Consider the following 950-nt stretch of genomic DNA (forward strand, 5'->3'; position numbering starts at 1 on the left):
TGCTTAACTGCTTAACTGCTTAACTGCTTAACTGCTTAACTGCTTAACTGCTTAACTGCTTAACTGCTTAACTGCTTAACTGCTTAACTGCTTAACTGCTTAACTGCTTAATTGCTTAATTGCTTAATTGCTTAATTGCTTAATTGCTTAATTGCTTAAATGCTTAATTTGTCGTTTATATTCCGGGTAGCATTTTAAAGTGGAGCTTTATTCTCCTTCTTTAGTTCTTTTTGTGGGTAAGTTTGGGGGTAATGAGTGGGAATGCTGTGCTTAATAAAGAAAGTGAAAATAAATGCTATTTATCGCTAAAAAGCGCTTGTGCTTAGCTCAAATCTCCCTATAATGCACAACCACTGACACGGCAAAGCAGGCTTACTACCTAGTTGAAAGATTAGAGAGTACGGGACTTGCAGCGGTGTTAGAGAGAATAATCTATTCGGATTTTAATCTCAGGTGACAAGCGCTTTAAGGGCTTCGGTTTTGATTATTTATCACGTCAGTGATTAAGAAATCAACACTTGAAAAGCTTCTTAAAATAAGCACTTGACGCCGCGACTGGAGAGTGTAGAATACGCCTCCTCAAGTCAACGACCTAGCGTCTTAGACTGCTAGCTGAAAAATGCGTTTTTCATACTAGCAACGCTCTTTAACAATATGACAAGCAAATCTGTGTGGGCACTCACAGGTGTTGAGTTATTCGAAATTGCTTTTATTTCTTCGGATTGAAAGCAATCAAAAAATATCTTAATGAACCACTGAGTGACCATAGCAATATGTAAACTTCATTATCTTTTGATAGTGAAAAACAGAATTCATTGAGCAGGTCTTCGGACCAAAAAAACTTTAATTGAAGAGTTTGATCATGGCTCAGATTGAACGCTGGCGGCAGGCCTAACACATGCAAGTCGAGCGGTAACAGGAAGTAGCTTGCTACTTTGCTGACGAGCGGC

Annotated in this window: 1 rRNA gene; it reads left to right on the forward strand. The window is 38.7% G+C overall.

The features are described 5' to 3' along the window. Window positions 1-844: 844 nt before the first annotated feature. Window positions 845-950 (forward strand): 16S ribosomal RNA (locus tag L2764_RS27375); the annotation flags it as partial.

Origin of the sequence: Shewanella surugensis (assembly GCF_023284005.1) — a bacterium.
Classification (GTDB): Bacteria; Pseudomonadota; Gammaproteobacteria; order Enterobacterales; family Shewanellaceae; genus Shewanella; species Shewanella surugensis.